The organism is Mesorhizobium sp. STM 4661 (assembly GCF_000359125.1).
Taxonomy (GTDB): Bacteria; Pseudomonadota; Alphaproteobacteria; order Rhizobiales; family Rhizobiaceae; genus Mesorhizobium.
Genome location: NZ_CAAF010000004.1, coordinates 89,985 through 109,391 on the forward strand (window position 1 = coordinate 89,985; position 19,407 = coordinate 109,391).

General features: G+C 63.0%; 23 protein-coding genes. 6 read left to right on the forward strand and 17 right to left on the reverse strand.

Annotation, left to right across the window (positions count from 1 at the left end; all coding sequences use genetic code 11):
• Positions 1–3: 3 nt before the first annotated feature.
• From MESS4_RS01470 to MESS4_RS01500, 7 genes are all read right to left on the reverse strand, one after another.
• Positions 4–2,553, reverse strand: a complete 2,550-nt coding sequence (locus MESS4_RS01470) for a PAS domain-containing sensor histidine kinase (protein ID WP_036240455.1) — start codon at positions 2,551–2,553, stop codon at positions 4–6.
• Between the two features lie 187 nt (positions 2,554–2,740).
• Complete coding sequence (gene ahcY, locus MESS4_RS01475; RefSeq protein ID WP_006325629.1) at positions 2,741–4,141, reverse strand: adenosylhomocysteinase; 1,401 nt, start codon at positions 4,139–4,141, stop codon at positions 2,741–2,743.
• A gap of 251 nt (positions 4,142–4,392) precedes the next feature.
• A complete protein-coding gene (locus tag MESS4_RS01480; RefSeq protein WP_006325631.1) occupies positions 4,393–4,689 on the reverse strand; it encodes an HPr family phosphocarrier protein in 297 nt (98 codons plus the stop codon).
• On the reverse strand, positions 4,686–5,087 hold the full coding sequence (locus tag MESS4_RS01485; RefSeq protein WP_006325638.1) for a PTS sugar transporter subunit IIA: 402 nt from the start codon (positions 5,085–5,087) through the stop codon (positions 4,686–4,688). Before MESS4_RS01485 ends, MESS4_RS01480 begins: the two co-directional genes overlap by 4 nt.
• A gap of 164 nt (positions 5,088–5,251) precedes the next feature.
• Entirely contained in the window at positions 5,252–5,698 is a 447-nt protein-coding gene (locus MESS4_RS01490; protein WP_006325642.1) for a hypothetical protein, read from the reverse strand.
• A 3-nt stretch (positions 5,699–5,701) separates the two neighbouring features.
• Positions 5,702–7,486, reverse strand: coding sequence for a sensor histidine kinase (locus MESS4_RS01495; RefSeq protein WP_036240417.1), 1,785 nt, complete (start codon positions 7,484–7,486; stop codon positions 5,702–5,704).
• Positions 7,487–7,626: 140 nt separating this feature from the next.
• Positions 7,627–8,328, reverse strand: coding sequence for a response regulator transcription factor (locus tag MESS4_RS01500; protein WP_081609615.1), 702 nt, complete (start codon positions 8,326–8,328; stop codon positions 7,627–7,629).
• 340 nt (positions 8,329–8,668) lie between these two features.
• On the opposite strand from MESS4_RS01500, the gene MESS4_RS01505 reads away from it, so the two are divergent.
• The 4 genes from MESS4_RS01505 (at position 8,669) to MESS4_RS01520 (ending at position 12,472) form a co-directional block, all read left to right on the forward strand.
• Positions 8,669–10,279 carry a phosphoenolpyruvate carboxykinase gene (locus MESS4_RS01505; protein ID WP_006325652.1) on the forward strand — a complete coding sequence of 537 codons (1,611 nt, stop codon included), beginning with the start codon at positions 8,669–8,671 and terminating at the stop codon, positions 10,277–10,279.
• A 137-nt stretch (positions 10,280–10,416) separates the two neighbouring features.
• Entirely contained in the window at positions 10,417–10,854 is a 438-nt protein-coding gene (gene arfB / locus MESS4_RS01510) for an alternative ribosome rescue aminoacyl-tRNA hydrolase ArfB (protein ID WP_006325653.1), read from the forward strand.
• 107 nt (positions 10,855–10,961) lie between these two features.
• A complete protein-coding gene (gene lysM / locus MESS4_RS01515; RefSeq protein WP_006325654.1) occupies positions 10,962–11,435 on the forward strand; it encodes a peptidoglycan-binding protein LysM in 474 nt (157 codons plus the stop codon).
• A 419-nt stretch (positions 11,436–11,854) separates the two neighbouring features.
• Positions 11,855–12,472, forward strand: coding sequence for an alpha-ketoglutarate-dependent dioxygenase AlkB (locus MESS4_RS01520; RefSeq protein ID WP_006325655.1), 618 nt, complete (start codon positions 11,855–11,857; stop codon positions 12,470–12,472).
• Positions 12,473–12,485: 13 nt separating this feature from the next.
• Here the strand turns inward: MESS4_RS01520 and MESS4_RS01525 are convergent, their stop codons facing one another.
• The 10 genes from MESS4_RS01525 to hisB form a co-directional block, all read right to left on the reverse strand.
• A complete protein-coding gene (locus MESS4_RS01525) occupies positions 12,486–12,935 on the reverse strand; it encodes a GtrA family protein (protein WP_244441041.1) in 450 nt (149 codons plus the stop codon).
• An 84-nt stretch (positions 12,936–13,019) separates the two neighbouring features.
• Positions 13,020–13,979 carry a type I pantothenate kinase gene (gene coaA, locus MESS4_RS01530; protein WP_006325658.1) on the reverse strand — a complete coding sequence of 320 codons (960 nt, stop codon included), beginning with the start codon at positions 13,977–13,979 and terminating at the stop codon, positions 13,020–13,022.
• Positions 13,980–14,003: 24 nt separating this feature from the next.
• Positions 14,004–14,330 carry a phosphoribosyl-ATP diphosphatase gene (locus tag MESS4_RS01535; RefSeq protein ID WP_006325660.1) on the reverse strand — a complete coding sequence of 109 codons (327 nt, stop codon included), beginning with the start codon at positions 14,328–14,330 and terminating at the stop codon, positions 14,004–14,006.
• Positions 14,331–14,422: 92 nt separating this feature from the next.
• Entirely contained in the window at positions 14,423–15,217 is a 795-nt protein-coding gene (gene hisF, locus MESS4_RS01540; RefSeq protein ID WP_036240418.1) for an imidazole glycerol phosphate synthase subunit HisF, read from the reverse strand.
• A complete protein-coding gene (locus MESS4_RS34890; protein WP_006325663.1) occupies positions 15,214–15,339 on the reverse strand; it encodes a hypothetical protein in 126 nt (41 codons plus the stop codon). The genes hisF and MESS4_RS34890 overlap by 4 nt, the downstream gene beginning before the upstream one ends.
• The gene (gene hisA, locus MESS4_RS01545; protein WP_006325665.1) at positions 15,336–16,085 is read right to left on the reverse strand and encodes a 1-(5-phosphoribosyl)-5-[(5-phosphoribosylamino)methylideneamino]imidazole-4-carboxamide isomerase; all 750 of its coding nucleotides are present in this window, start codon (positions 16,083–16,085) and stop codon (positions 15,336–15,338) included. The genes MESS4_RS34890 and hisA overlap by 4 nt, the downstream gene beginning before the upstream one ends.
• Positions 16,086–16,087: 2 nt before the next feature.
• On the reverse strand, positions 16,088–16,378 hold the full coding sequence (locus tag MESS4_RS01550) for a DUF1330 domain-containing protein (protein ID WP_006325667.1): 291 nt from the start codon (positions 16,376–16,378) through the stop codon (positions 16,088–16,090).
• 6 nt (positions 16,379–16,384) lie between these two features.
• Positions 16,385–17,035, reverse strand: coding sequence for an imidazole glycerol phosphate synthase subunit HisH (hisH, locus tag MESS4_RS01555; protein ID WP_006325671.1), 651 nt, complete (start codon positions 17,033–17,035; stop codon positions 16,385–16,387).
• A gap of 1 nt (position 17,036) precedes the next feature.
• Positions 17,037–17,510 carry a DUF2628 domain-containing protein gene (locus MESS4_RS01560; protein ID WP_006325673.1) on the reverse strand — a complete coding sequence of 158 codons (474 nt, stop codon included), beginning with the start codon at positions 17,508–17,510 and terminating at the stop codon, positions 17,037–17,039.
• Positions 17,511–17,514: 4 nt separating this feature from the next.
• Positions 17,515–18,114, reverse strand: a complete 600-nt coding sequence (gene hisB / locus MESS4_RS01565) for an imidazoleglycerol-phosphate dehydratase HisB (RefSeq protein ID WP_006325674.1) — start codon at positions 18,112–18,114, stop codon at positions 17,515–17,517.
• A 222-nt stretch (positions 18,115–18,336) separates the two neighbouring features.
• On the opposite strand from hisB, the gene hslV reads away from it, so the two are divergent.
• Both hslV and MESS4_RS01575 read left to right on the forward strand, forming a co-directional pair.
• A complete protein-coding gene (gene hslV, locus MESS4_RS01570; protein WP_006325675.1) occupies positions 18,337–18,888 on the forward strand; it encodes an ATP-dependent protease subunit HslV in 552 nt (183 codons plus the stop codon).
• A complete protein-coding gene (locus MESS4_RS01575; RefSeq protein ID WP_006325676.1) occupies positions 18,878–19,405 on the forward strand; it encodes a GNAT family N-acetyltransferase in 528 nt (175 codons plus the stop codon). The genes hslV and MESS4_RS01575 overlap by 11 nt, the downstream gene beginning before the upstream one ends.
• The last annotated feature ends 2 nt before the right edge of the window (positions 19,406–19,407 follow it).

Consider the following 19,407-nt stretch of genomic DNA (forward strand, 5'->3'; position numbering starts at 1 on the left):
GCGCTACTCGGCCGCGGCGCGGATGCCCGGCGTATCGGGAAAGGCACAGATGACGGTGGTGCCCTTGTCCTTACCGGTCTCGATGCGGACGCTGCCGCCATGCAGTTCGACAAAACTCTTGACGATCGACAGGCCGAGGCCGGCGCCGCGCCGGCGGCCGCCATTGGTGCGCGGCTCGAAACGGCGGAAGACCGAATCGAGCAGGTCCGGCGGCATGCCGGGGCCGTCGTCATGAACGGAGAATTCCACGCCTTCGGCAAGCTGGCGGCAGGCGAGCGTGATGGTGCTTGCCTCCGGCGCGTAGTTGGCGGCGTTGCTCAACAGATTGTAGAGGATCTGGCGGATGCGGATCTCGTCGCCATGGAAGGTTTTAGGCGCGGCGGCCGCGTCGATCCTGAGCTTGATCGAATGCTCCTCCAGCCGGTCGGCGACCAGCTCGGCGGCGGCGGCGATGGTCCGGTCGATGTGAACCTCGGAGATGTCGAGCTGCATGATGCCCGCATCCACCGTCGCCAGATCGAGGATGTCATTGACGATGGTGAGCAGGACCGAGGATGACGAACCGACGTGCTCGACATATTCGCGCTGCTTCTGGCTCAACGGCCCGGTCGACGGCAATGAAAGAAGCTCGGTGAAGCCGATGATGTTGGTGAGCGGCGAGCGCAGTTCGTAGGAGACGTGCTGCACGAACTCGTTCTTAAGCTGATCGGATTTCTCCAGCGCCTCGTTCTTGTCCTTCAGTGCCCGCTCGACATTGACGCTGTCTGTGACGTCGACGAAAGTCATCATCACCTGCCCATTCGGCAGAGGGATCATCGCATGGCGCAGCACGGTGCCGTCGTTCAGCTCGGTCTGGCCATGGCGGTCGCGGCGCTCGTCGTCGAAGCCGGTGATGGCGGCGACGAACCCGCCCCAGGGACTGTCGGCGGCACGCCGGTCGCTAAGATCACGGATCGTGGAGACGTGGACGTTGGGCTTGGCGGTGTCGGCGTCCAGCCCCCAAAGCGTCGCGAATGCCGGGTTCGACAGTCTGAGCCTGCCGTCGGGACCGAACACGGCCACGCCTTCGGCAAGATTGTCGAGCGTTTCGCCCTGGACCCGTACCGCGGTCTGGTAGCGGCTTTCGAGGTCCATCTTTTCGGTCAGGTTCTCGAATACCCAGGTGACGCCGCCCTTGGGCTGCGGATTGGCGACGACGCGGATGGTCTTGCCGTCCGGCAGATGCCACCAATGCTCCTGCGACTCGACCGCGCGATAGGCGCCGAGCAGGCTTTCCTTCCAGCGCCGCCATTCGGGCTGCTCGGCGATTTTGCCTTCGCTGCGCAGCCGGTCGAGCAGCAAGGCGTTGTCGGGAGCGCTGTGCAGGAAGCCGCTGTCGAGGCCCCATAGTTTCTGGAACGCCTGATTGAAGAACCGCAACTTCTCGTCGATGTCGAAGATCGCCACGGCGGTGTTGAGCTGGTCGAGCGTGTCGGCGTGGCTCTGCACGGTCCGTTCATATTCGCCGCGGATGGCTTCGATGGCGCTGGTGTCGCAGGCAAGACCCGCCGAACCGTCCGCGCCAGCGAAGTCGGTCACGGCGAACATGCGCCGGTCGCCCTCGATCACGGTGGAAAGCGTCTGTTCGAAGACTGGACGCGATTTGTGCTGCGCGGCGATCGCATCGCGCGCCTGGCTGCCCAGGAATTCCTTGGCATCGCGAACGGCGACTTCGGCGCTCTGCGCCTCGACGGCCTCGGCATAGGCACGGTTGACCCACTTCAGCCGTCCGTCCGTCGTGCGCAGCCATGACGGCATGTTCAGCGCGTCGAGAAGGCCTATCATGGTGTCGTAGTCGGCGGCGAGGCGCTGGTTCTCGATCTTCAGCCTGGCCTCGCTGCGCTGCGCCTCCGAGAGCGAGACGAAGCGCACGAGCACATGTGCCGCACTCTTGCGTCCATGCACTTCGAGCGGCGCGCCGACCAGGGATTCGATGACGAGATCGAACGGCCTGGCCTTTTCGCGCAACCCCGCCACGGCATGTTCAAGCGCCGCCGCCGAGCGCGGCATCAGCCAGCGGCCGAAGGCAAGGAAAGCGGCCCGGTCCTCCGGGGCGCCGCTCTCGAGCGGCAATGTGCCGATGATTTCGGGCTTCTTGTTCTCCGAGGCCCATACGACCACGCGCTGATCGCGCGTATTGAGCAGCGCCTCGGAACGCTGCAGCGCCGCGTTGACATCGGCGATACGGGTCCTGAGTTCGAGATTCTCCGCCGAAGTGCGGGCCCGCTCGCGGATCAGAACGATGGCCGACAGCAGTGCGGCGCCCATAACGCCGACGAACACGGCAAGCTGCATGACCTCGACCGTGCTGACCGTGCGCGGGCCAGCGGTTTCAGCATGCGCGGCAAAACTAAGCAGCGGCCCGGCAAGCGCCGACGACGCAAGCAATTTGCCTGCGCGGGCGCCAACACGCCGTAAGAGGCTGCCGCGTCCGAAAGCGGAGCCCGTGATACCCGAATCGTCGCGGCCGCCGGAAACGGCCTGTCCCGCGCAAGGCGGGTAATCCCCCGGCATGTCTTGGTCCTCTTCGCCGCCTGAATGCAAGACCGCCCTGATGCGTGCGTCGGCCCTCGTCCCCGGACCGCGAATCAGCACCATAGCGCTTGCGCGAATCGGCGTGAAGAATCAATCAGCGCAAAAAATAAGCCGGGCGAAAAGTCAATCGCCCGGCTACAATATCTAGTGGTAATTTGCGCTGTGGTTAATAGCGGTAGTGTTCCGGCTTGAACGGTCCTTTCGGAGTCACGCCGATATAGGCGGCCTGTTCGCCGGACAGCTCAGTTAGCCGGACGCCGAGCTTGTCGAGATGCAGGCGCGCGACCTTTTCATCGAGGTGCTTGGGCAGGACGTAGACCTGGTTCTCGTACTGGCCGGGCTTGGTGTACAGCTCGATCTGGGCCAGCACCTGGTTGGTGAAGGATGCCGACATGACGAAGCTCGGATGGCCGGTGGCGTTGCCGAGATTGAGCAGGCGGCCTTCCGACAGAAGGATCATCCGCTTGCCGTCCGGGAAGGTGATCAGGTCGACCTGCGGCTTGACGTTGGTCCACTTCAGATTGCGCAGCGACGCCACCTGAATCTCGTTGTCGAAGTGACCGATATTGCCGACGATCGCCATGTCCTTGAACGACCGCATGTGGTCGAGGGTGACGACGTCCTTGTTGCCGGTGGTGGTGATGACGATGTCGGCGGTCGGGGCCGCATCTTCGAGCGTGACGACTTCGAAGCCGTCCATCGCCGCCTGCAATGCGCAGATCGGATCGACTTCGGTGACCTTGACGCGGGCGCCGGCGCCCTTCAGCGAGGCCGACGAGCCCTTGCCGACGTCACCATAACCGCAGACGACCGCGACCTTGCCGGCCATCATCGTGTCGGTGCCGCGGCGAATGCCGTCAACCAGCGATTCCTTGCAGCCATATTTGTTGTCGAATTTCGACTTGGTCACGGAATCGTTGACGTTGATGGCCGGGAACGGCAGCAGGCCCTTCTTCTGCAGCTGGTAGAGCCGGTTGACGCCGGTTGTCGTCTCTTCGGTGACGCCGCGGATCGCTTCCTTCTGCTTGGTGAAGAAGCCAGGCGAGGCCTTCATGCGCTTCTTGATCTGCGCAAACAGGATCTCTTCTTCCTCGCTGCCCGGATTGGACAGCACGTCCTCGCCGGCCTCGGCACGAGCGCCAATCAGGATGTACATGGTGGCGTCGCCACCATCGTCGAGGATCATGTTGGAGGTGCCGCCATCGGCCCACTGGAAGATCTTGTCGGTGTAGACCCAATAGTCCTCCAGCGTCTCGCCCTTGACGGCGAAGACCGGAATGCCGGCCTCGGCGATTGCCGCGGCCGCGTGGTCCTGCGTCGAGAAGATGTTGCAGGAGGCCCAGCGGATATCGGCGCCGAGTTCCTTCAGCGTTTCGATCAGCACCGCCGTCTGGATGGTCATGTGCAGCGAGCCGGTGATGCGCGCGCCCTTGAGCGGCTTCGCCTTGCCGAACTCCTCGCGGCAGGCCATCAGACCCGGCATTTCGGTTTCGGCGATCTCGATTTCCTTGCGGCCCCAGCCGGCAAGCGAAATGTCGGCGACCACATAGTCCTTGCTACCCGTCATGGCAGTGCTCCGATGCAAATTGTTTTCCGGATGCGCCCGCGCCGGAAGGCGTGTCGAAGGGCGCGAAGTGCCGGCCTGACTAGCAGATCGCCGGTCGCACGACAATGGGATATAAAGAAATCTTTATCCGTGCATGTCTTGAGAGGCGCATCGGCCCGAAAATCGGAATTGATTTTCGGAAAAGCACGATGCGCAATCCAAAGTGCCAGAGCGTCCTTTGCGCGTCCATAGGACGCGCGGCGCTCCAGGTATCAGGCTTCCTCGCCGAAACGGGAAGCGACCAGTTGCTCCAGCGCGTCGATGACCTCCGAGGCCTGCGGACCGCTGGCGGTGACGCGGATCGAGAAACCGGGGCTCGCGGCCAGCATCATCAGGCCCATGATCGAGGTGCCGCCGACCTTGACGCCGTCCTTCTCGACATGGACCGTGGCATTGAAACCGCTGGCGAGCTGAACGAATTTCGCCGAGGCGCGGGCATGCAGGCCGCGCTGGTTGACGATCGGAAATTCGCGGACGATCTCATCCTTTTGCGACGACAGCGCGTTCATTTGCTGCTCAGGAGCTGGCTGGCGACGTTGATGTATTTGCGGCCGGCGGCCTGCGCCTCATCGAGTGCGGCCGTCATGTTGTCGCCCTTGCGAATGCTGGACAGCTTGATCAGCATCGGCAGGTTCATGCCGGCAATGACCTCGGTGCGACCGGACTCCATCACCGAAATGGCAAGATTGGAGGGTGTGCCGCCGAACATGTCGGTCAAAACGATGACGCCCGCTCCCGTATCGACGCGGGCAACGGCATCGACAATATCGCGGCGGCGCTGCTCCATATCGTCTTCGGCGCCGATCGCGACGGTCTCGAAATTGTCTTGTGGCCCGACGACATGTTCCACGGCATGGCGGAACTCGGCGGCCAGTTGACCGTGCGTTACAAGCACGAGTCCGATCATGCGTTGGTGGCTCCCGTCATCGCCGCTTCACAGGCGCATTTTATGCTCGCCGGCCATTCCAGGCGGCGGGAGCGCTATCTTGTCGACGCGAGGCCCGTTGACAAGCCCAAAATTGCGCCGGCCCGAGCCATTTTGACGCATTGCAGCAAAAAATCGAAACCGGATCATAAAAAAGGCGCGATGGAGAGCCGCGCCATCACCGCCGGCAGGGCCGTGGCGGCGTTGCGCTCGGCAAGGTCGATGCGCGGCACCGGACAGCCTGCCACCGGCTCGCTGATTTCCTCCTGGAAACGGGCCATTTCTGCCTTCGGCACCAGCCGGACATGCAGGTCTATCACTCCACCCGGCTCGAACGGCAGCGGGCGCGGCATGAACCCAGGCACTTCGGCGAGACCGGCGATGGTCGCCGGCACGCGACAGACCAGCCGCCCGGCGTGGGCCACGGCGAGCAGCCTGTCGTCGCCGATAAGCCGCGAAAACAGCCCGCGCGCGCGGCAATGATCCAGGAGTGTCAGCGCCAGCGTCGTCTTGCCCGAGCCGGACGGTCCGGTGATGAGGACGCCGCGCTCGCCGATCAGGATCGCCGTGCCGTGAATGTTTTCAGCGTTCACAGATCAGCCTTCGGCCGGCAGCGTGACGACGAAGCGCGCGCCCTTGATCTCACCGGGCTTGGTGCCCGGGATGTTCTCGGCGGTCAGCGTGCCGCCATGAGCTTCGACGATCTGCCTGGATATCGACAAGCCAAGGCCGGAATTCTGGCCGAACGCTTCGCCGGCCGGCCGGTCGGTGTAGAAGCGTTCGAAGATACGGTCGATGTTGTCGGCCCGGATGCCGGGACCATTGTCGTCGATGGTGACGATGTTGACCTTGCCGGCGCGCTCCAGCGAAATAGCGATGTGGCCGCGTTCCTCGGGAACGAAGGAGCGGGCATTCTCGATCAGGTTGGTAATGACCTGGCCGATCCTCAGATCATGGCCGGTGACGAAATAGCCCTTGACGCCCTGTGGCAGCTTGGCGACCTTGAGCTCGATCTCGACGGACTTCTTGTTGCGCGTGGTTTCGCGCGAGACGGCAACGAGGTCGGTGATGAATTTCTTCAGGTCGACCGTTCCCGCGTCTTCCCGCGCGAGCTCGGCGTCCAGGCGGGAGGCATCGGAAATATCGGTGATGAGACGGTCCAGGCGGCGCACGTCGTGCTGGATGATCTCCATCAGCCGGCCGCGCGAATTCTCGTTCTTGGCCAGCGGCAAGGTTTCCACCGCGCTGCGCAGCGAGGTAAGCGGGTTCTTCAGCTCATGCGAGACGTCGGCCGCGAAACTCTCGATCGCCTCGATACGGGCATAGAGCGCATTGGTCATGTCGCGCACGGCGATCGACAGATTGCCGATCTCGTCCTGGCGGTCGGAGAAGTCCGGGATTTCCTCGCGGTTCTTGACGCCGCGCCGCACCCTGACCGCCGCCGCGGACAGCCGGCGCAGCGGGTTGGCGATGGTCGAGGCCAAAAGCATCGACAGGATGGCGGTGACAAGGGCCGCGATACCGAAGACGCGCAGGATCGCCTTGCGCTCGGCGGCGACGATCTTGTCGATGTCGCCGCCTTCGGTCGACAGCATCAGCACGCCAAGCACGGCGCGGAAGCGCTGGATCGGCACGGCGACCGAAACGATCTGCTCGCCCTGCTCGGAAATCCGCACAATGGTCGACGGGCTGCCGGTAAGCGCCTTGACCACCTCCGGAAATGCCGCGCCATTGCCGCCTGGCTGCTCGTGGTAGACCGGCAGTTCCGTGTTGCGGAAGAAGTCGAAGACGAATTTCTGGATGCGCTCGACAAGGTCGGGCTCTTCCTCCTCGACCGGCGGCAGATCGTAGCGAAGGATCTGGCCGCGCGAATAGAGATGGCGGGAATCGAGTAAAAGGTTGGCGTCGCGGTCGTAGATGCGGGCGCGTGTGCGCGTCGGCGAGATCAGCCGCCTGAGCACGGGAGCGACGCGCTCCGGATTGATCGGGAAATCCAGATTGTCGAGCTGGTCGGAGCCGGGGCCAAGGCTTTCGCCGGCTTGCAGTTCGAGCAGCTTTTCCGGATCGATGCTGATCGAATCGGTCTCGACCGTGGCCGAGGCTGCGATCGCGCCGGCGATGATCTCGCCCTGCGTCATCAAGCTTTCGACCCGGGCATCGATCAGCCCGTCGCGGAAGGTGTTGAGGTAGAGAATGCCGGTGACCAGAACGGCCAGGCCGGCGAGGTTGAGAAAGAGGATGCGCCGCGTCAGGCTGGAAAAGATATGATGGCCGAGGAACCGGCGCATCGGCACCGTGATTTTCGACAGCAACGCGGGCATAATCCGCGACGGGCGCCTGGCAGCGCCCGCCCGTCTCATTCGCTCTGCTTCCACTGCCATCGAATAGCAGCTCCCGCTCAGTCTCTATTTTGATGCATGTCGTTGCCCCAAAACCGGGACCACTTTTGGGCGACATGCAATTACGCTGATGCATGTCGTTGCCCCAAAACCGGGACCACTTTTGGGCGACATGCACCGACTCACGCTTCGCGGAACCGGTATCCGACTCCGTAAAGGGTTTCGATCATCTCGAAGTCGTCATCGACGGCCTTGAACTTCTTGCGCAGCCGCTTGATGTGGCTGTCGATGGTGCGGTCGTCGACATAGACCTGTTCATCATAGGCCGAATCCATCAGCGCATCACGGCTTTTCACCACGCCGGGACGCTGGGCCAGCGAATGCAGGATCAGAAATTCGGTGACGGTCAGCGTCACCGGCTCGCCCTTCCAGGTGCAGGTGTGGCGCTCCTGGTCCATGACAAGCTGGCCGCGCTCGAGCGAGCGGGCCTGCTGGTTGGGCGTCTTGGCCGCCGCCTCGCGGGCGCTGGCCCGGCGCAGCACGGCGCGGACCCGCTCGACCAGAAGACGCTGCGAGAAGGGTTTGCGAATGAAGTCGTCGGCGCCCATCTTGAGGCCGAAAAGCTCGTCGATCTCGTCGTCCTTGGAGGTCAGGAAGATCACCGGCAGGTCGGATTTCTGACGCATCCGGCGCAGCAGTTCCATGCCGTCCATGCGCGGCATCTTGATGTCGAGGATGGCAAGATTCGGCGGACGCGCCGCCAGGCCTTCCAGCGCCGACGCCCCATCCGTATAGGTCTCGACGCGATATCCCTCCGACTCAAGGGCGATCGACACCGACGTCAGGATATTGCGGTCGTCGTCGACAAGCGCGATTGTTGCCATTTCAAGCGGCTCCCTCATGAGCTGTCCCTTCTTTGGTAGAGAAGGGCTTTTGCAGGACAAATTAGGTACAAAATGTGGCATAGGCTTCGTTCGCTGTCACCAGCGGCCTGCCGGCGGCCACAACCGCACCTCAACATGGATTGGACGAACAGCGATCGCCAATCCTTTGGGCAACCGCTGAACTTTTTGCACATATAAACGATTTAAACAACTTTCAAATTTTTTAAATCGATTAATGATTTGATATCATTTGGTTTTTCTGGTTTTGACCCTTAACGCCCTGTACTGGGGTTCCGGAAATTCGCCGGTCAGGACGAGGCAAATCGAAGAAGGGACACCCATGTCGGAAGCCGGCAAACGCAATCCAGCATACCCGATCGATCGGATCGGCCTGAGGACCGCAGGCATGGTGCGCTACAATTTCGAGGCGCCCGTCCTTTATGAGGAAGCGATCCGCCGCGGCGAGGCCCGGCTTACGGCACACGGCGCGCTTGTCGCTGAGACCGGGCAGCACACCGGCCGCTCGCCCAAGGACAAATTCATCGTGCGCGACGGCGCCACCGAACCGCATGTGTGGTGGGACAACAACAAGGCGATCTCGCCGGCCCAGTTCGACACGCTGCTTGCCGATTTCCGTGCGCATGCGGCGGACAAGGACCTTTATGTGCAGGATCTGGTCGGCGGCGCCGACGAGGACCTGAAACTGCCGACCAGGGTCATCACGGAGCTTGCCTGGCACTCCCTGTTCATCCGCAACCTTTTGATCCGCCCGCGGACCGCCGCGCTCGAACACTTCGTGCCCGACATGACGATCATCGACCTGCCGTCGTTCCGCGCCGACCCGGCCCGCCACGGCACCCGCACCGAAACGGTGATCGCCGTCGATTTCTCGCGCATGATCGTGCTGATCGGCGGCACTTCCTATGCCGGCGAAATGAAGAAGTCGGTGTTTACCGTGCTCAACTATTTGTTGCCGGCGAAAGGCGTCATGCCGATGCACTGCTCGGCCAATGAAGGCGCCGACGGCGATGCCGCCATCTTCTTCGGGCTCTCGGGAACCGGCAAGACGACGCTGTCGGCCGACCCGACGCGCACGCTGGTCGGCGACGACGAGCACGGCTGGGGGCCGCACGGCATCTTCAATTTCGAAGGCGGCTGCTATGCCAAGACGATAAAGCTTTCGGCGGAGGCCGAGCCGGAAATCTTTGCCACCACCCAGCGCTTCGGCACCGTGCTGGAGAATGTCGTGCTCGACGCCGCCCGCGTGCCGGATTTCGACGACGGCAGGCTGACCGAGAATACGCGCTGCGCCTACCCGCTCGACTTCATCGCCAATGCCAGCAGGACGGGACGCGCCAGCAACCCGAAGAACATCATCATGCTGACCGCCGACGCCTTCGGGGTGATGCCGCCGATCGCGCGGCTGACGCCGGCGCAGGCGATGTACCATTTCCTCTCCGGCTATACCGCCAAGGTGGCGGGAACCGAAAAGGGCGTGACCGAACCCGAAGCGACGTTTTCGACCTGTTTCGGCGCACCCTTCATGCCGCGCCATCCGTCGGAATACGGCAATCTGCTGCGCGAGCTGATCGCCCGCCACGGCGTCGATTGCTGGCTGGTCAATACCGGCTGGACCGGCGGCGCCCATGGCACCGGCAAGCGGATGCCGATCAAGGCGACGCGGGCGCTGCTTGCCGCGGCCCTCAACGGCTCGCTGAAGACGGCCGATTTCCGGACCGACGCCAATTTTGGCTTCGAAGTGCCGGTGGCGGTCGCCGGCGTCGACCCCGCCATCCTCGATCCGAGATCGACCTGGAGCGACACCTCGGCCTATGACCGGCAGGCGGCCAGGCTGGTCGGCATGTTCGCGGTCAATTTCGAAAAATTCGAAACCCATGTCGACGCCACGGTATTGGGCGCGGCGCCGCGCCTGCAGGAAGCCGCCGAATAAAGCGCTCCAGGCAGGGCAGGCTGAACGCATTGCGAAGGCCCGGTGCGGGATCGGGAAGGCCCGACCCGGGGATAGGGAAGGCCCTACCCCGGGGATAGGGCCTTTTCTTTTTTCATTTGCCGCGCCATGACTGCGGCATGAACGCCGACGACAAGATCATCATTGCCGACGATGCGGTGATCCATCCGGGTGACCTGCATGAGGATTTCATCCGCTCGTCCGGCCCGGGCGGCCAGAACGTCAACAAGGTGGCGACGGCGGTGCAGTTGCGCTTCGATGCGACCAATGCGCCGGGCCTGTCGGAACGCGTGCGCGCACGCACCATAAAGCTTGCCGGCCAGCGCGCCACCAAGGACGGCGTCATCGTCATCGAGGCCGGACGTTTTCGCACGCAGGAGCAGAACCGGGCGGATGCGCGGTCAAGGCTGACGGCGCTTGTGGCCAAGGCCGCCGAGCCACCGCCGCCGCCGCGCAAGAAGACGAAGCCGTCGAAAGGCGCGGTCGAACGCCGCCTCAAGACGAAAGCAGGCCGGTCGACGGTGAAGAAACTGCGCGGGCGGATCGCCGACGATTAGGATGCACAAAGTAGGCTCTAGCGACGTCAATTGCGCGGTCGAAACAGCTTCCCATTCAAGGTTGCAAGTGGCAAGTTCGGTATGCGCCACAGCAAGGGAGACCACAGATGGGCATGTTTGATTTCGTCAAGGGCGTCGGCAAGAAGCTCGGCTTCGGCGGCGATGAGGCGGAGCCGACCGCCGATACGCTGAAGAAGGAACTCGATTCGCACGATCTCGGCACCGACAATGTGGAAGTCGTCGTCAAGGGCGACACGGCCGTCCTGAAAGGCGTGGTCAAGGACCAGTCGATCTTCGAAAAGGCGGTCATCGCCGTCGGCAACACGCTCGGCGTGTCCAAGGTGCAGGCGGACGAATTGGAGGTCGCCGCACCCGAAGCCGGCGCGCCCGCAACGCCGGCCAAGGAACCCACCTTTTATACGGTCAAGAAAGGCGACAACCTCTGGAAGATCGCCGAAAAGAGCTATGGCAAGGGCAAGGGCGCGAAGAACAACATCATCTTCGAGGCCAACAAGCCGATGCTGACCCACCCGGACAAGATCTACCCGGGGCAGGTCTTGCGGATACCGGACCTCGACTAAGAGACTGTTTGGAAACTCTACTCCGGCGGCCATCTGATGGCGTTTTCTGCGCTTACTACGGCGCCGCGCGTCCCTTGGACGCGCAAAAGGACGCTGTAGCACTTTTGATTTTGCGCATGATCCTTTCCGAAAATCGATTTCGATTTTCGGGGTCATGCGCGAAGCTCACGGACCCAAATGTCCGCTGCGCTCCGGCCTTCGCCGGCCGAAGCCCTCATAGACGCCTCCGTCCTATGAAGGCTACGGCCGGCGTAGGCCGGTTCTCGAAACCACCACCATATGACTCGCCAGAGCGAATTTCGAAACAGTCTCTAAGTACGGAGCAATCGCAACTCGAGAAGAACGGCGGCTTTCGGGTCGCCGTTTTTGTTTGTTGGTGGCATTGTCAGCCGGATGAACCTGATGAAGCGACCAGTCTGATGCTCGTCCTGCCCAAAGGCGTCCGCCACATGCCCGGCTACCTGTCGCGCACCGTGCAGGAAGCGCTGGTCGAGGAGGTGAGACGGGTCGTGCAGGAGGCTCCCCTGTTCGTGCCGGCGATGCCGCGTACGGGCAAGGAGATGAGCGTGCGCATGACCAATTGCGGCGCGCTAGGCTGGGTCACCGACAAGCAGCGCGGCTATCGCTACCAGCCGACGCACCCAGTGACCGGAGCGCTCTGGCCGCCGATCCCCGAGGTGCTGCTGGAGCTGTGGCGCGACGTGTCCGCCTATCCGCATCCGCCCGAGGCCTGCCTGGTCAATTTCTATGCGCAGGACGCCAAGATGGGTCTTCACCAGGATCGCGACGAGACCGATTTCTCGGCGCCGGTCGTCTCCGTCTCGCTGGGCGACGATTGCCTGTTCAGGGTCGGCCAGAACACGCGTGAAGGCGGCACGAAGTCGTTCAGGCTGAAGAGTGGCGATGTCGTGGTGCTTGGCGGTGAAGGCCGCCTCAGCTTTCACGGCGTCGACCGCATCTATCCGTCGACCTCGGCACTGCTCAGGAATGGCGGGCGGATCAATCTGACGCTGCGGCGGGTGACGATGCCTGGCTAGCGTCCGCAACCGCTCACTTGTCGAGGCTTGCCTCGGCACGGCCGGAAAAGATCCAGCGTTCGAGAACGACAAAGTTGACCACCGGAATGAGAATGCAGGTGAGCAGTATCGGAACCGAGATGGGCAGGCCGAATTGCCCGACGAGAAGCGCTGGCAGAAGGTAGGCAACGGCGAGACCACACCCGGTCAGCACAGCGAAACGCGGCACCTCGAAGCGATGCGAGCCGGCCGACATGAAGGTGAAGAACTTGTGGCCGAGATAGGAGAATATTGCCGCGACCGCGTAGGCGGCGAGAGAAGCCGTGGCCGGCGACAGATATCTCGACCCGGCACTGGCGAAGAGGCTGGCGCAAAGCGCGTAGACGACGGTGGCTGCAAGTCCGACCGAAGCGAATTTCAGCACCCGGCGCGGCGCAAATGTGGCGCGCCATGAGGAAATGCCAGGCAGGCGCATTGCAGGCATATTGATCACAGACCGCTCCCGGCCCCGCTGGAATTACCAGCCAGACGCTAGTCAGGATAGGCTAAGGCGCCGTTAACCGCGTCCTTACAGCTTCCTCAGCGCCACTTCCTCCACAAGATGATTGGCGCCCTTGCGCAGGATGAGATCGGCGCGGGCCCTGGTCGGCAGGATATTCTCGCGCAAATTCTTCAGATTGATGTTGGCCCACAGGCCTTCGGCGATGGCGCGGGCCGCTCCTGGCGAAAGCTGCGAATAGCGGTGGAAGAAGGAGTCCGGGTTGCGGAAGGCGGTTTCGCGCAGCCGCATGAAGCGGGCGATGTACCATTGGTGGATCAGCTCCTCTTCGGCATCGATATAGATGGCGAAGTCGAAGAAGTCCGACAGGAACGGTACGATCTTGCCGTCCTTCGGCAGTTTGCCCGGCTGCAGGACGTTGATGCCCTCGAAGATCAATATGTCCGGCCGGTCGATGGTCTGGAATTCGCCGGGAATGACGTCATAGGTCAGATGCGAATAGACCGGCGCGCGGATATTGCGCTGCGCCGACTTTATTCCCGACAGGAACCGCAGCAGCGCGCCGACATCATAGCTGTCGGGAAAGCCTTTTCGTTCCATGAGGTTGTCGCGGCGCAGGATCTCGTTCGGCAACAGGAAGCCGTCGGTGGTGACGAGATCGACCTTGGGGCTCGAGGGCCAGCGCGCCAGCAATTCCTTGAGCACGCGCGCCGTGGTCGATTTGCCGACCGCGACCGAGCCGGCAACGCCGATGATGAAGGGCGTCTTGACCACATCCTGCGCGTTGAAAAAGACCTGCCGTTGCCTGAACAGGAGCTGGCTCGCCTCGACATGCGCGGACAAAAGCCGTGACAGCGAGAGATAGATGCGCTTGACCTCTTCGAGATCGACGGGATCGTTGAGCGAACGCAGGCGGCGGATCTCGTCCTCGCCGAGCGTCATCGGCGTGTCGGCGCGGAACTGCGACCATTGCTCGGCCGAGAAGAAACGATAGGGCGAATATTTCTCGGTGGGGGCGAGCTGGTCCATCGAGTTTCCTGCCCTCCGCAGCGATCAGCCCCGGTCCTGCCGGGACGCCTTTTCGGCGATGCCCGAACGCCCGGTGCGGGTTTCGAGCTCCTTGAGCACGTCGCTCAGCGGAACGCCTGCGATGCCGAGCACGACGAGCCAATGATATATAAGATCCGCACTTTCCGAAACGAGAGCCTTTTTGTCGTTGCGGACAGCGGCGATCACCGTTTCGACCGCCTCTTCGCCGAGCTTCTGCGCCGCCTTGTCGATGCCGCGCGCGAACAGCTTCGCCGTCCACGAATCCGGATCGCCGGAATGGGCGCGTTCCCTGATGATTTTCTCCAGGTCGGACAGCGAAAACTCAGCCATGCGCGTCATCTATCTGCTTGTTTAAGCATGATCTTTTCCGAAAACCGGTTTCCACTTTTCGCTGACGCGGACCTTTGGTTCGGGATCATGCTTTAGAGCCGATCATCCGGGGAGTCCAGCCGCATCGGCAGGCCGGCCTTCGCCATATGCGCCTTGGCTTCGGCGATGGAGTAGGTGCCGAAATGGAAGATCGATGCCGCCAGCACGGCACTTGCATGGCCGTCGCGAATGCCCTCGACCAGGTGATCGAGCGTGCCGACGCCACCGGAAGCGATGACCGGCGCGCGGACCGCGTCGGCCACCGCGCGGGTCAGCGCAATGTCGTAGCCGGCCTTGGTGCCGTCGCGGTCCATCGAGGTCAAAAGGATCTCGCCGGCGCCGCGTTCGACCATCCGCCGAGCGAATTCGACCGCGTCGATGCCGGTCTTTTCGCGGCCGCCATGGGTGAAGATCTCCCAGCGGTCGGCCTCGCCCTTGCCGGATACTTTCTTGGCGTCGATGGCGACGACGATGCACTGGTTGCCGAACTTGTCGGCCGCCTCGGTGACGAAATCCGGGTTTTTCACCGCCGCCGTGTTGATCGACACCTTGTCGGCGCCGGCCAGCAGCAGCTTCCTGATATCGGCGATCTGGCGAACGCCGCCACCGACCGTCAGCGGCATGAAACATTGTTCGGCAGTGCGGGCGACGACATCGAAGGTGGTTTCGCGATTGTCCGATGAAGCGGTGATGTCGAGAAAGCAGAGTTCGTCGGCGCCTGCGGCATCATAGGCCTTGGCCGCCTCGACCGGATCGCCGGCATCGACCAGGTCGACGAAATTGACGCCCTTGACGACACGACCGTTCTTGACGTCGAGACAGGGGATGACGCGGGCCTTCAGCATCAGATCCTCTTGATCGCCGCAAGGAAATCGACAAGGCCGCCGGCGATGATGGCTTCGGGGCCCCGGCCAAAGCCGGAATGATAGTGGCCGCTGTCATAGGGCGCGAGGATGATCGAGAGTTTCATCGCGCCCTCGCCTTCTCCGGTCCGGACGCCAGGATCACCAGCGCCTCGGCCGGGTCGATGCGCCCATCATAGAGCGCGCGGCCAGAGATCGCGCCTTCGAGCTTGCGCGCATCGGGCATGGTCATGCGCACGATGTCGGCGATCGAGGCAAGGCCACCCGAGGCGATCACCGGGATCGACACCGCCTCGGCGAGATCGATGGTGGCGTCCCAGTTGATGCCGGTCAAAACGCCGTCGCGGTCGATATCGGTGTAGATGATGGCGGCGACGCCGGCGCCTTCGAATTTTTTCGCCAGTTCAATGACGCCGAGGCTCGAGGCCTCGGCCCAGCCCTCGACCGCCACCTTGCCGCCCTTGGCGTCGATGCCGACGGCGATCTTTCCCGGAAAGGCCTTGCAGGCCTGCCTGACGAGATCGGGATCGCGCACCGCCACCGTGCCGAGGATGATGCGGGCGAGACCACGGTCGAGCCAGTCCTCGATCTGCTCCAGCGTGCGGATACCGCCGCCGAGCTGAACCGGGTTCTTCGTCGCCTTGAGGATGGCGCCGACCGCGGCGCTGTTGACGCTCTGGCCCTTGAAGGCGCCGTTGAGGTCGACGACATGCAGCCATTTGAAGCCCTGTTCTTCGAAGGCTCGGGCCTGTGCCGCCGGATCGTCATTGTAAATCGTCGCGGTGGCCATATCGCCGTGCTTCAGGCGCACGCATTTGCCGTCCTTGAGGTCGATGGCCGGAAACAGGATCACTTTCAGGCGCCCTCGACGATCGCGAAATGGCCGGTCGAAGACGCAACGCGGTTCCGTAGCGCCGTCTGGTAGGCCGGAGACCGATAACAGCTCAGTGCCGTTTCATAAGAATCGAACTCGACCACGACATGCCTGTCAAAGTTCGATCCCTCGGGGTTCGTGACCTGTCCGCCGCGCACGAGATGGCGGCCGCCGAAGCGCGAGACGGCATCGCCAATGGCGTCGCGGTAGCGCTGGTAGCCCTCCGGATCGGTCACCGTAAGCATCACCACCCAATAGCCCTTCTTGCTCATGGTTCCTCAAGGCCTCCAGCGCAGGAAATTGGCGATCAATGCCAGGCCAAGCGCCTGGCTCTTTTCGGGATGGAATTGCGTGCCCACAAGATTGTCGCGGGCAACGGTGGCTGTCACCGGGCCGCCATAGTCGGCGATGGCCAGCGCTTCGTCCGGCTTCGTCGCATCGAGATGGTAGGAATGGACGAAATAGGCGTGCAATCCCTTGCTGCCGGTCGCGATGCCGGAAAACAGCGGATGCTTGCGCCTGAGCTCGATCGTGTTCCAGCCGATCTGCGGAATCTTGAGCGCCGGATCGGCGGGCGTGATTTCCTTGACGTCGCCGGCGATCCAGCCGAAGCCTTTTGTCACCGTCTTTTCCAGACCATTTTCCGACATCAATTGCATGCCGACGCAGATGCCGAGAAACGGCCGTCCCTTGGCGATCGCGACCTCTTCCACCGCCTGCCACATGCCCTCGACGGCGCGCAAGCCGGCAGCGCAATCGGCATAGGCGCCGACGCCTGGCAGCACAATGCGGTCGGCGGTGCGGACGCGCTCGGCATCCGCGGTCAGGTCGATGGTCGCGGCGATACCGGCTTCGTGCGCGGCGCGCTCGAAGGCCTTGGTGGCCGAGCGCAGATTGCCCGACCCGTAGTCGATGATGGCAACCCGCATGTCAGGGCTTTCCCGGAATATGGGTCAATCCCAGCGTCATGCCCATCTGCGCCGGCCGGGCAAGGGCGGCATCCGGAACGATGCGCGGCATAGGCGCCTGTTCGTCCGCCCGCGCATCGGCTTCCAGCGCATAGCGCGTATCGGCGTCGTCGAGCCTGTCGGCCTCGACCACGCCCCATTCATGCCAGCCACGGCGGCGCAGCGCCGCGATCCGCAGGGCCGACCCCTCCAGCCCGACATAGAGCGATACGAGCAACGACAACAGCGATCCGGCCCAATCGAGCCCCAGTTTTCCGCCGAGCATCGAAAGAGCCGCCATGGCGACAAAGGCCAGGGCTGCTTCTATCCACAAGCGATGCCAAAGCAGCCACAGCGGCGGCACCAGGAAGCCGAGCCAGGAAAAGCCGTCCAGGACAAAGGCCGTATCGGCCTTTTCACTGCTACCCGGCGGTTCCATCACGACATAGATGGCCATCAGCCTATCCCTTCAGAGACCCCTTGGTGGAAGGAACCGCGTCCGGCTGGCGCGGGTCAGGTTCAAGAGCTGCCCGCAATACGCGGGCCACCGCCTTGAAGCAGGTCTCGGCAATGTGGTGATTGTTGGCGCCATGGTGGTTGGTTACATGCAGCGTGATGCCGGCATTCTGCGCCAGCGCCTGGAAGAACTCGCGCACCAGCTCGGTGTCGAATGTGCCGATCTTCGGCGATGAGAAGGAAACGTTCCAGACCAGGAAAGGACGGCCGGAGACGTCGATCGCCGCCCGCGTCAGCGTCTCGTCCATGGCGAGATCGATCGAGGCATAGCGCATGATGCCGCGCCGCTCGCCCAGCGCCTTGGCCAGCGCCTGGCCGAGCGCGATGCCGGTGTCCTCGACCGTGTGGTGATCGTCGATGTGCAGGTCGCCCCTGGCCTTGACCGTCATGTCGATCAGCGAATGGCGCGACAACTGGTCGAGCATATGATCGAAGAAGCCGACGCCCGTCGCGATATCGGATTTGCCCGAGCCGTCGACATGGACCGTCACGGAGATGTCGGTTTCCTTGGTCTTGCGGCTTATCTCGGCGGAACGGGGCGCCATGGTCTTGTCCTTGTCCCAGGTTTGCACGCTTTGGAGCTCACCTGCTTGAAAACGAAAGCCTTCTAGCAGCATGATCCGGCGATTGCCAGTTGCCATGCGGGGCGGTATGGCGCCTTGCGGATGGCCGGTTTGCATTCGTTCACCCCATGCATACATATGGCCGATTGAAGTCACTCGTAACGCGCCAATCGCCTTTTGGGATCGCGCGCATCGGAGCAGGAAATGTCTAATGAACTGACCATGCACGCCACGACCATCGTGACGGTGCGCAAGGGCGGCAAGGTGGTGATCGCCGGCGACGGCCAGGTGAGCCTCGGCCAGACCATCATGAAGGGCAACGCCAAAAAGGTGCGCCGCATCGGCAAGGGCGGCAATGTCATTGCCGGTTTCGCCGGCGCAACCGCCGATGCCTTCACTCTTCTGGAGCGGCTGGAGGCCAAGCTCGAACAATATCCGGACCAGTTGACGCGCGCCTGCGTCGAGCTCGCCAAGGACTGGCGCACCGACCGCTATCTGCGCCGGCTGGAAGCGATGATGCTGGTTGCCGACAAGTCGGTCTCGCTGGCGCTGACCGGCACCGGCGACGTGCTCGAGCCCGAGCACGGCGTCATGGCCATCGGTTCGGGCGGCAATTATGCACTGGCGGCGGCGCGCGCGCTGATGGACACCGACAAGGATGCAGAGGAGATCGCCCGCAAGGCGATGCAGATCGCGTCCGACATCTGCGTCTACACCAACAACAATTTCGTCATCGAAACGCTCGATGCGGCCTGAGGCAAGCCTGCACTACGATTTTCGGCCGGTGACCGAAAAGGACCTGCCGATGATCGCCGGCTGGCTGGTCGAGCCGCATGTCGCCGAGTGGTGGGATGATCCGGAAAAAGAGATCGCCGAGATCCGCGAGCATATCGATAGCATTTCCGTCGAGCCGCTGATCATCGAACTCGACGGCAGGCCGATCGGCTATCTGCAGAGCTACGACCCGCATCTGGAGGACGGCCATCCCTATAGCGACCAGCCGTTCGGCACGCTCGGCATCGACCTGTCGATCGGCAGGCCGGAACTCGTCGGGCGCGGCCACGGCTCGGCCATTGTGCGGCAATTCGCCGAACAGCTCTTCGAGGAGGGGGCGCCGCGTGTCATCATCGACCCGGACCCCGCCAATGCGCGGGCCATCCGCGCCTATGAAAAGGCCGGGTTCCGGGCAATCGATCGGCGGCAATCGGAATATGGCGACGTCGTGCTGATGGCGATTGATGCTGAAGCGGGCGACGTGGAAGAGGGGCAATAGCA

Bases quoted from the DNA above. Each gene is read 5' to 3' on its own strand.
- MESS4_RS01470 (WP_036240455.1), bottom strand. From the start codon at position 2,553: ATGCCGGGGGATTACCCGCCTTGCGCGGGACAGGCCGTTTCCGGCGGC.
- ahcY (WP_006325629.1), bottom strand. From the start codon at position 4,141: ATGACGGGTAGCAAGGACTATGTGGTCGCCGACATTTCGCTTGCCGGC.
- MESS4_RS01480 (WP_006325631.1), bottom strand. From the start codon at position 4,689: ATGAACGCGCTGTCGTCGCAAAAGGATGAGATCGTCCGCGAATTTCCG.
- MESS4_RS01485 (WP_006325638.1), bottom strand. From the start codon at position 5,087: ATGATCGGACTCGTGCTTGTAACGCACGGTCAACTGGCCGCCGAGTTC.
- MESS4_RS01495 (WP_036240417.1), bottom strand. From the start codon at position 7,486: ATGGCAGTGGAAGCAGAGCGAATGAGACGGGCGGGCGCTGCCAGGCGC.
- MESS4_RS01500 (WP_081609615.1), bottom strand. From the start codon at position 8,328: ATGGCAACAATCGCGCTTGTCGACGACGACCGCAATATCCTGACGTCG.
- MESS4_RS01505 (WP_006325652.1), top strand. From the start codon at position 8,669: ATGTCGGAAGCCGGCAAACGCAATCCAGCATACCCGATCGATCGGATC.
- arfB (WP_006325653.1), top strand. From the start codon at position 10,417: ATGAACGCCGACGACAAGATCATCATTGCCGACGATGCGGTGATCCAT.
- lysM (WP_006325654.1), top strand. From the start codon at position 10,962: ATGGGCATGTTTGATTTCGTCAAGGGCGTCGGCAAGAAGCTCGGCTTC.
- MESS4_RS01520 (WP_006325655.1), top strand. From the start codon at position 11,855: ATGCTCGTCCTGCCCAAAGGCGTCCGCCACATGCCCGGCTACCTGTCG.
- MESS4_RS01525 (WP_244441041.1), bottom strand. From the start codon at position 12,935: ATGCCTGCAATGCGCCTGCCTGGCATTTCCTCATGGCGCGCCACATTT.
- coaA (WP_006325658.1), bottom strand. From the start codon at position 13,979: ATGGACCAGCTCGCCCCCACCGAGAAATATTCGCCCTATCGTTTCTTC.
- MESS4_RS01535 (WP_006325660.1), bottom strand. From the start codon at position 14,330: ATGGCTGAGTTTTCGCTGTCCGACCTGGAGAAAATCATCAGGGAACGC.
- MESS4_RS34890 (WP_006325663.1), bottom strand. From the start codon at position 15,339: ATGAAACTCTCGATCATCCTCGCGCCCTATGACAGCGGCCACTATCAT.
- MESS4_RS01550 (WP_006325667.1), bottom strand. From the start codon at position 16,378: ATGAGCAAGAAGGGCTATTGGGTGGTGATGCTTACGGTGACCGATCCG.
- hisH (WP_006325671.1), bottom strand. From the start codon at position 17,035: ATGCGGGTTGCCATCATCGACTACGGGTCGGGCAATCTGCGCTCGGCC.
- MESS4_RS01560 (WP_006325673.1), bottom strand. From the start codon at position 17,510: ATGGCCATCTATGTCGTGATGGAACCGCCGGGTAGCAGTGAAAAGGCC.
- hisB (WP_006325674.1), bottom strand. From the start codon at position 18,114: ATGGCGCCCCGTTCCGCCGAGATAAGCCGCAAGACCAAGGAAACCGAC.
- hslV (WP_006325675.1), top strand. From the start codon at position 18,337: ATGTCTAATGAACTGACCATGCACGCCACGACCATCGTGACGGTGCGC.
- MESS4_RS01575 (WP_006325676.1), top strand. From the start codon at position 18,878: ATGCGGCCTGAGGCAAGCCTGCACTACGATTTTCGGCCGGTGACCGAA.